The following is a 9,157-nucleotide window of genomic DNA, read 5'->3' as shown; positions in this document are numbered from 1 at the left end:
TATCAAACCCTAATTGTTACGTTCAAAGAAAAGCTGCAAGGATTGGTTTCAAAGCCTTGTAAATACTTGCTTGCAAGTTTTAGGACTGGTCTAATTATCACCGCCAATGGATTGCCAATATTTCTTTGCTATCCATTTTACCGTTTTGTTGTTGTGGCGATGTTTTGACCCAACTCTAAGTTTCTTGTATATTAAGTTATCTAATCGTGAGTAAGATTTCTTACTTACAACTGTTGAATAGTAGTTTGCCCATCCTTTAATAATCGGATTTAAGTTCCGAATGAGCGCCGTTTGTGGTGCTGACCTATGGGCATTGATGGTTTTTACTATCTTGTCATAATGTACTTTTAACTTTTGTGAGCTTGGCGTAAAGCCATCTTGACTAGCGCTTGCAAGGCTCGGTCATACATTAGAGCCGCATTTTTAATCGGTATTGATATCACCGAACAAAAGCGTGTAGAGGAAGAACTGAGACAAAAGACTGAGGAACTGGCAGAAATAAATCGAGTAAAGGATGAATTCGTCGCTGTCTTGTCTCATGAGTTACGTACTCCCATGCATAATCTTCACGGCTGGGCGCAACTATTGCTAACTGAATCTGAGATGGATGAAGCACTGAAAATTGAGGGACTGGAAACGATTGAGCGGAATGCCCGTCTACAAGTTCGCTTAATTGACGATTTCTTGGATCTGGCTAGGATGCAGAAGGGCGAGATGAATTTGGAAATCGAATCTGTTGATTTAGCAAGTGTAATTCGGTCAGCAGCAGATACTATTCGATTGTCAGCCGAAACAAAGGGCATTCAAATTCAGTTACATCTTGATGCTGTGTCCAAGGTTTTAGGTGATGCGATTCGTTTACAACAAGTAGTTTGGAATTTGCTTTCAAATGCAATCAAGTTTAGTTCCAAGAATGAAAGTGTAGAGGTCAGGTTGGAGGAAGTTGAGTCTCAAGCTCAGATTACTGTTATTGATCGAGGGAGGGGCATAGAAGCAGAATTTATACCATTCGTCTTTGAACGGTTTAGTCAGCGTGACGCTTCCACTACTCGTTCTGCTGGTGGATTAGGTTTAGGACTTGCGATCGCTCATTACATAGTACAACTCCACAATGGCAATATCACAGCAGCCAGTGCGGGATTCGGCAAGGGTTCGACATTCACGGTGAGGCTACCTATCGTGACAATGACAAAGCAGTTGAGCAATGATGAACTAGTACTAGGAGAATTGCTGCATGGGAATAAGGAAATTGCCCAATTGCAAAACTTGTGCATTCTGGTTGTGGATGACGATGCAGATGCTCGGATGTTAATGCAGACTGTTCTTCAGAGCGCCGGGGCAGATGTATTAGGGGCAGCATCAGTAAAAGAAGCATTGGCACTTTTAGAACAACAATCGCCTGCACTACTGATTAGTGATATCAGTATGCCAGATGAGGATGGCTTTACCTTGATTCGTCAGGTTCGCTCCCGCACTATGGAGAAAGGGGGACAAATTCCAGCGATCGCTCTCACTGCTTTTGCTGAAGCCAAAAATGAGCAACGTATTTTAAAAGCAGGGTTTCAACTTTTTATTGCCAAGCCAATTGATCCAATGGAACTCGTGGACAAGATAATCAAGGTATTAAAAACTTGATCAACAGTATAGCAATCACCGACGGCATTCGTGGTGAGTTAACTGAAACTCACGGTTATTGCAGCGAATGGTAATGTGATAACAGTATCCTGGTTTGATCTCACGGGGTTTTCTGGACATCTTTCAGCTAGCGAGTGAGGTATTCTTGCTTGAATACCCCACTGATTACCTTACTATTCCTGTCAAATATCGCCTGACTAGCATGGTAGTATTTGGCGGGGTAAGTCATGGTGTGTAAGATGGCAATAGAACTGTATCCATCATCCTTTCGCTGCGACTGTGGGCATCAATCGGATTTCTTTGAGAATACCGTCTCTGATATGAAAAACATGAGCATCCGTAAACGAGTCACTTTAGGAGACTCTGAAGATAACGAACACAGAATTGTTTTTTTCAAGAGTAAGGCAATAGAGATTATTTGTCCCCAACTCGGAACCTGCACAATAACCGACTCACAGTAACGGGCTTTAGAGATGAGTCACCACGCCTCACTGTCAGAACTCGATGCCCTCTTCGCCTCCCTCCACCATTGAGCCTTGAGATGATAATTGTAAGATGAGTGCCATGCTGACAGAATTTACCCTCGCCAACTTCAAAAGCTACAGTACAAGCCGATTGCCCCTTGGGTCGCTGACAGTACTAATAGGTGCAAACGCCGCAGGTAAAAGTAATGCCCTTGAAGGTCTGCGCTTTCTGTCATGGCTGGCACAAGGACAAAAACTTTCTAGCATTCAATATGCAGTAAATAGTGCAGAGCGCGTTGTACGCGGTCGAGTAAATGACTTGTGCCATCGGGGAGAGTCAAATTTTACCATTGGTTGCCGTTTAGACTCAAGAGAGTGGAACCAACTCGATATAACCCTGAATGTGCGTGACGGAGAACTGCACATCAGTAGTGAGCGAATCGTTGGCTCGACAAGTCAAGTGCCGCTATATGACCTAGATCAGCCTTCTCAAGGAGTAGGGACTGATGTTAGTGTCGCATATAACAACTTTACAAGGGGGAAGAACAAGCCACGAGTAACGTGCAGCGATCAGATGGCTATATTCGTGCAATTAGACACCCCTGCCCATTTTGATCCAAAGTACCCCATATCCCAAAAGATAATTCCTGATACCGTCCGCGAATATCAACGAATTTTAAAGAACATCCTGTTTCTAGATCCCGTTCCCGCGAGAATGCGCGAGTACAGCTTCAAATCTGATAAGCGATTACAAGAAGATGGTACCAATCTTTCCAGCGTCCTGTATCGCTTGTGGGAGAACCAAGCCGAAAATCAACAGGCAATTCTCAACTTTATCCAGAGTCTACCAGAACAGGCTATAGAGGGGCTAGATTTCCTTTTCGGCCCACGGGATGAAGTCATGGTGCAACTAGCAGAAACCTTTGGCAATACCCGTCGCTATTGTGAGGCGGCGTTATTATCCGATGGTACTTTGCGGGTGTTAGCGATCGCGGCGGCTATGCTATCGGCACCCGTTGGTAGTTTAGTGGTAATCGAGGAAATCGACAACGGCGTTCATCCCAACCGCGCCCAGCATCTACTCGCCAGCATCCGGGATATTGCCGAGCGGCGGAAATTGCGGGTGCTGCTTTCTACCCACAACCCAGCCTTAATGGATGCCTTACCCGATGCTGCCCTCGGTGATGTAGTGTTTTGTTTCCGAGATCCAGAGTCAGGAGATAGCCGCCTTGTACGGCTTGGGGATATGTACGATTTCCCAAGTCTGATATCTCAGGGGCCGCTCGGTCAACTGGTAACTGCTGGGGTAGTGGATCGGTTTGTCAAGTCGCCGCACACACCAGAAGATAGAAAACAGCAAGCTATGGAATGGCTGTCTCGTTTGCAGGAGTACAGCAATGAGTAGTATCTGCCTAATAGATACCAGCATATTCCTCGAAATACTGAACGTTCCCAACTATAATCAGCATAGAGCATCAGTTCTCGAAGATTTTCAGACCTATGCTCAATCTGGCTGTACTTTTTTGTTGCCTATGGCGACGATACTTGAAACAGGCAACCATATTGCCCAGAACGGCGATGGCACAATGCGAAGGAAAACCGCCTTACGTTTTGTTAAAGAAGTTAAAGAGGCATTCACAGGCGTAGCTCCCTGGAGACCTACTACATTCCCAAACACGGCAGAGATATTGGAGTGGATTGACCAGTTCCCGGATCTGGCTGGCAAAAACAAAGCTCCTAATAAGCAAGAAGGAACCAGTTTCGGTGATTTTAGCATCATTCAGGAATTTCATAAGTCCTGTAATCTCTTTCAAATGAGTGAAGTGTTTATATGGTCATTAGACAGCGATTTACAGAATTATCACCAAAGGGGAAAATGACAATACTTAGCATCAGCATCGAGATTAGGGCGAACGTATGTTGTCATTAAGAAGCCTGTGTTTTCAACAAATTCTCAAATAATCGCATTAAGCAATGCTTACTGACTTATCACTCAGTTGGCTTTTTGACCGTCGCTATCTCCCTGCTTCAAAATTATTGCATTAATTAATTTTTCTATTTTCAAATTCTGAATTATCTGAATTTAGTAACAAGAAATGTATTTTAACCAGTGCATAATGCATAACCTCTAGCGTTGCTGTCCTAGTCTGAGTAGGCGGTCATTTAAGGCGATTCTTCCTAATTCAGAAATAACCTCAACTGGAACACCAACAGATGTAGCTGCTTCTGGGATTGTTACTCTGCTATTTCGCAATAGAGATAAAACTTGCTGCACTTTAGGAACAACTGGATCGCTTTTGTTGGTGTAACCCCGATTAATAGCAATTCTCAGCCCGGTTTCAATATCATCTACTCTAGCTCTGCGATTTTTATCTATCAATAGTGTCTGCTGACCAGCGATTCCACTACTTTCAGAAGCCGCTCCGCGTCTTGGCGCAGTGCCGGAGGTAATCGCATTTGCAATCTGAATACCAACATACCCAGTGTTTCTACGCACTGGAACGATATCGAAGTTGTAGAGTCGTTTTTGTCCCGTTTTGTCTACAGTTTGCACAAGTAAGTTAGTAATGGCAGTAGTGGTAGCCCCTGGAAACTTTAGTGGTTGGATTGCCCGCAGAAAGATGGTTGTGGCGCGTCCGTTTTTTAAATCTGTATCTGTGGTGTAGACTAGTCGTGAAGGATCTGCTACCAAAATGTAGGCGATCGCCTCATCGGTTTGAGTGAAACTAATAGGCGTAGCACGTCCTGGGGTAACTTGAACCTGAATTCTATTGCTTGTAGCCATATCCCGTTCAATCAAGCGATATGTAAGAGTTTGTGCTTGTGCCTGTACAACAGGCGCTGTCACACTGAGCAGTAATGTGGTAGTGCCGATGATAAGAGTAGCAAATTGTTTCATCGTTCAACTTTCAAAAAACTATTGACGACAACCGAGACTTCTGTACCTTCAGGTAAAAACTGGATATTGGGACGTTGTAGTAATTCCTGCACTGCTTGGTCAGAGCGTCTAGACAGACGTTCACTGACTGGACTAAAAAAGCCTTCTAGCGCCGCCGCCCAAATCTGAGGATTAGAGTTACTGGTAACAGTACTTTGGTTAAAAGTGCCACTAGAAACAACAGTGCTAGATTGAGTGCGGGGCTGATTCACTATGCTTCCCACTTTACCCAAACTACTGAGTAATCCAACTAATAAATCTTGTTGGGCAATATCTGTCCCCACATCATTCAGCTTTTTAGCAATTAACGGTTGCTGTCCTCGACCACGGATTAACAAAGTCTCAGCCGGAATGGTTTCCTGTTTAACTGTGCCTTGGAAGTCAGGGTAAATAATTGCGATCGCACTAGCAGATACTAAATTACTTTTTTTACCTACTGCCACTGTTTTAGTAACGAAAACAGTACCAGCAGGGAGTGCCACCGTGCCATCTGTAGCTGTGAGAGGTTTGGTTAACTCGATAGCAAAGCGATCGCTGGGATTATCCCCCTCCTGATCCCAAATCATCGGCATGATAATTCTACCTTGGGCAGATGTACCCAGTGCTACCTCTTTAGTTTCATTCACATTGAGATCGGCTGAAGATACAGGGGTGCGATTGAGGATACCTACCATTCCTGGAGTCAAGTTATCAGTTTTACTGTCAGTGCTTTTAGAGCCAATTAAAACTGTTTGAATACCAGGGTCTTGGGGAGTGGAAATGGATGCCCTAGCTGTTGGTTTCAAGCCTGTTGGAGTTTGAGTGTTAACAGCAACTTCTGACTGAGTTTCAGCTGCTTTAGAGTTACCGATTTGCGACTGTCCCAGGCTAGCTAGTTGGTTCCACTGCTGGAAAGGATCGACATTACTTTCAGGCTGTCGTATTGGTGTTGAAGCTTGATAACTTACAGGATTTCGAGAAATATACCGCACTACTGGGGGCGCAGGTTGAGAAATTCTTACAGGAGTTATTGGTGTTATGCGTGATGCAGGAGTTGTGCGCGGGGAAAAAGTCTGAGAAGATGGCGTTGGTTTGGGTTTATTTTGTAAGGTTGGACTTGGGGATTTAGCAGCAACAGGTTCTACTTTGAGTTGTTGCCGTTGGTCTTGAAACGCTAATCTGCTTTTAAGTTCGGCAGATTCATCCAAAACTGATTCGTCTTTTGGAGATGTAGTAGGATTTTGGACTACTTGTTTGACAGGAGGTTTAGGTTGGAGAAATCCAAACCAGATAAGTGCTACAGAGCCAATAACGATTCCGACTAAGGCAACTACTGAACCTAGTCGGACACTAGGTTTTTCTGCTAACGGTCGCTCTACCGCTCCTTCTGCGTCCTGTTTCAAGCGATATTCTTCGGAAATAAGGTGATTTGCGGTAGGGTTATAGCCTGCCAACAACTGCTCCTCTTCAGGGCTGATATCATCATCAGCAACCAAAGTGGCTTGGGTAGAGCGATGATTGCCGTTAGTACTGTTGAATTCCGGCGAAGAATCACCAGAGTTTTGATTTAGGTAGTCAAATTCATGGTTTTGATTTGAATTGCTCATAATTCTACCTTTTTCCTTTAGCGTCGTTGCTGAGAATTGAACTCAACCATCTTGGTAATTTGCAGTCCAGACGATCGCACTTCATAAATTTTCTGTTCTACCAGGAGGGCATCTTTACCTAAAGGAGATTGGGGAATCTCCACTGCTTGAACGGTAAATGTGCGGTTAAAAGAAATACGCTCATCTCTACCAGTAGTGCGGTCAACTAAGATGCGGGTAGCAATCATGTCTATTTCCCATTCCCCAGGTCGTACTGCTCTCGGTTCTGACAGATAGGAAATTATATAGCAATCCGATTTGATTTCTGAAATTATTTGCGTAGGGTGGGAATGGGGAGTAGGGAGTGGGGAGTAGGGAAGAAGCCTCTTTGAGTTGTACTGAGTTTTTTCAAAAATCAAATATGAGTTCTATAGTGGTGCTGCGAAGCTGACCTGAAAAGACGGTAGTAGGAATTAATTCGGCAATCTTTGGTAGAGAAGCTTTGGCAAATTCCGGTTCTAGCAGCAGGGAAGCAAACCAAGTATTTGTAGGAATCCGCCCATTTCTACCAATTTGAATGCCTTGGTCTAGTTGATTAGTGCCGGTGAGTTTGTCATCCCAGTTAAATGTTAGGGTTGTCCAGTCACTAACTACCTTTTGAATTACAGCTGGATAGCGCCAGTTGCGGTCTTGCTCGGAAATGTAGATTGTCTCGCCATTTACCAACTGGGCAAAAGTCGTCTTGCGATCGGCGATTTTATTGACCCTGAAAGCGGTGAATAGAGTCAACAAAAATATCAGACCGTTAAATGCAGTTAGGCAAATAAAGCAAACAGCTAGGAGGTTTTTGGCTTCTGGAAGCAATGGAGCTTGAAGTCGTTTAATTTGCAGAGTCATACCAAATTGGCATAAGTAGTATTGTTTGAAAATCCACCGAACAGCCTTGTGTTAAAGGTTCTTAATTCGTCTTGGAAATTTCTGATGCCTGTCTTGAAAATAGGGACTAGGGATGAGGGTAGGTTAATTTTCATGCCCTCGTTGTATGATTCATCACATGACCGTCTAAATATTTCTGTCTGATTACTTATTACCCCCTGCGGAGTAGAGCAATACTGGTTGCAGTTCCAATGGCACTGCTAAAAATATCGGTTAAGCCTTTGACATTGGCAGAAATGCCGTTATAGATTGCCATTCCCCCACCTCCAGCTATCAATACCGCCAACACTGGTGCAAAGATGCTCAGGAAACATAAAAATGCTACATCCGATGCTAATTCAGCACCCGACTTCACCAACACGACGGCTGCTAAACCTACTAAAATGTTGTAACCAAGTTGAACGCCAAACAAGGAAATAAACCCTGTCAGCCATGCCCAAATAGGACGACCTTGTAATGGCAGTAAAGATAAACCAACTGCGATCGGTGCAAATAATGCTGTCAGCAACAGAGCAGCTTCCAAAATATTTACAAAGCCCCATTGCAGGGCATACAGGATAAAGCGAATAATGGGGATGGCAGTATCTCGAAACACACTACCTGGATCATTGGCAAACTGAACAGCAGTACCGATTTGACCGGGCAAAGTTCTATTCCAGAGAAAACTACCAAAATCTCGTAGTGGTTGGAGTGGAGATTTAGCTTGCTCTTCAGCTTTGGTAACAATTGCCTGTGCCTGGGCTTGCTTTGAGTTCCAGCATTCAACTAACTCTGTACCGACTTTTCCTTGACATTCGCTATAGAGGTTTTCTAGCTGTTGTCTAGCGATACTGCTAATTGCCACATTGGTAATAGCATCTCGAAATGTTAGTTCACCAACTTGAAGCTGAAGAACGCTTTGCACTTGGTTGTAAGCGAAGCCTCGGATAACAGTAATTGTCTTCGCCAGCATATTTCCGTTGGCCCCCAAGAAAATCATAATCACGATGGGCCAAACAAAGATTGATGCCAGTTCTGACCATGATTGCTTTTCAATGATTTCTTTGCCAGTGGTTAGCGCCACAAATAAGATACTGGCGGCTCCCAAGGTGATGCCCAATTTAATCAAGCCAATCCATAATGCCGAACCGAGCGGATCTAAAGTAACTAGCCAGACGGTATTCCACGACTCAACTGTGGCGCGAGAAAGTTCTAAAGAACTGGAGATAATTTCTAGAGCATCGGATTCTCCGCCTGTTACTGGAAATGATTGAGCAATAATGTGGATCATGAGTGTCATCAAAGAGGAAATGGGGCAGGGGGCAGGGAGCAGGGGGGAAAACCCCATAAATAAATTTAGGGGCAAGAAAACAGACTGGAGGCGGAGCGTCTCGCCTGGGCGCATTATTTCTCGTGGCACTTGATGCTCGAAATAAATATTTAAGATTTGAGCATAAATAAATTTAGGGGCTTGAAATCCTTGATTGCTGGGGAATTCCAGAATATTTATCCCCTGCTCCCCTGCCTCTTTGGTCAAAGCTACTGATGGCAGGACTGTGCCAAAACGGGAAAATTGTACGCTAAGGAATTAGCTTAACTCCTCAACTCTATGCCAGGTTACGGTTTCAGCTTAATTTAAA

Annotated in this window: 9 protein-coding genes and 1 pseudogene; 4 read left to right on the top strand and 6 right to left on the bottom strand. The window is 44.1% G+C overall.

What is annotated here, in order from left to right; translation table 11 throughout:
* Positions 1-90: 90 nt before the first annotated feature.
* Positions 91-336, bottom strand: a pseudogene (locus tag V7K30_RS34215) (group II intron maturase-specific domain-containing protein); the annotation flags it as partial.
* Positions 337-378: 42 nt separating this feature from the next.
* On the opposite strand from V7K30_RS34215, the gene V7K30_RS10290 reads away from it, so the two are divergent.
* The 4 genes from V7K30_RS10290 to V7K30_RS10275 all read left to right on the top strand — a co-directional run bounded on the left by V7K30_RS10290 (position 379) and on the right by V7K30_RS10275 (position 3,979).
* Complete coding sequence (locus V7K30_RS10290; RefSeq protein ID WP_334998944.1) at positions 379-1,635, top strand: hybrid sensor histidine kinase/response regulator; 1,257 nt, start codon at positions 379-381, stop codon at positions 1,633-1,635.
* Positions 1,636-1,874: 239 nt separating this feature from the next.
* Complete coding sequence (locus V7K30_RS10285; protein WP_094346945.1) at positions 1,875-2,096, top strand: hypothetical protein; 222 nt, start codon at positions 1,875-1,877, stop codon at positions 2,094-2,096.
* Between the two features lie 94 nt (positions 2,097-2,190).
* Positions 2,191-3,504 (top strand): AAA family ATPase, encoded by a 1,314-nt coding sequence (locus tag V7K30_RS10280; protein ID WP_334998943.1) that lies wholly within the window; start codon positions 2,191-2,193, stop codon positions 3,502-3,504.
* Entirely contained in the window at positions 3,497-3,979 is a 483-nt protein-coding gene (locus V7K30_RS10275) for a hypothetical protein (protein ID WP_229475639.1), read from the top strand. The genes V7K30_RS10280 and V7K30_RS10275 overlap by 8 nt, the downstream gene beginning before the upstream one ends.
* 248 nt (positions 3,980-4,227) lie before the next feature.
* Here the strand turns inward: V7K30_RS10275 and V7K30_RS10270 are convergent, their stop codons facing one another.
* The 5 genes from V7K30_RS10270 to V7K30_RS10250 form a co-directional block, all read right to left on the bottom strand.
* Positions 4,228-4,998, bottom strand: coding sequence for a hypothetical protein (locus V7K30_RS10270; RefSeq protein ID WP_334998942.1), 771 nt, complete (start codon positions 4,996-4,998; stop codon positions 4,228-4,230).
* Complete coding sequence (locus tag V7K30_RS10265; protein ID WP_334998941.1) at positions 4,995-6,623, bottom strand: hypothetical protein; 1,629 nt, start codon at positions 6,621-6,623, stop codon at positions 4,995-4,997. Before V7K30_RS10265 ends, V7K30_RS10270 begins: the two co-directional genes overlap by 4 nt.
* Before the next feature lie 17 nt (positions 6,624-6,640).
* Positions 6,641-6,850 (bottom strand): hypothetical protein, encoded by a 210-nt coding sequence (locus tag V7K30_RS10260; RefSeq protein ID WP_334998940.1) that lies wholly within the window; start codon positions 6,848-6,850, stop codon positions 6,641-6,643.
* Positions 6,851-7,010: 160 nt separating this feature from the next.
* Entirely contained in the window at positions 7,011-7,499 is a 489-nt protein-coding gene (locus tag V7K30_RS10255; protein ID WP_334998939.1) for a hypothetical protein, read from the bottom strand.
* Between the two features lie 190 nt (positions 7,500-7,689).
* On the bottom strand, positions 7,690-8,817 hold the full coding sequence (locus V7K30_RS10250; protein ID WP_334998938.1) for a hypothetical protein: 1,128 nt from the start codon (positions 8,815-8,817) through the stop codon (positions 7,690-7,692).
* Positions 8,818-9,157 lie beyond the last annotated feature (340 nt).

It is taken from the genome of Nostoc sp. (assembly GCF_036917655.1).
In the GTDB taxonomy this organism is placed as follows: domain Bacteria; phylum Cyanobacteriota; class Cyanobacteriia; order Cyanobacteriales; family Nostocaceae; genus Nostoc.
Note: the sequence above shows the minus strand (reverse complement) of the source record. Positions and strands in the feature narration are given on the sequence as shown.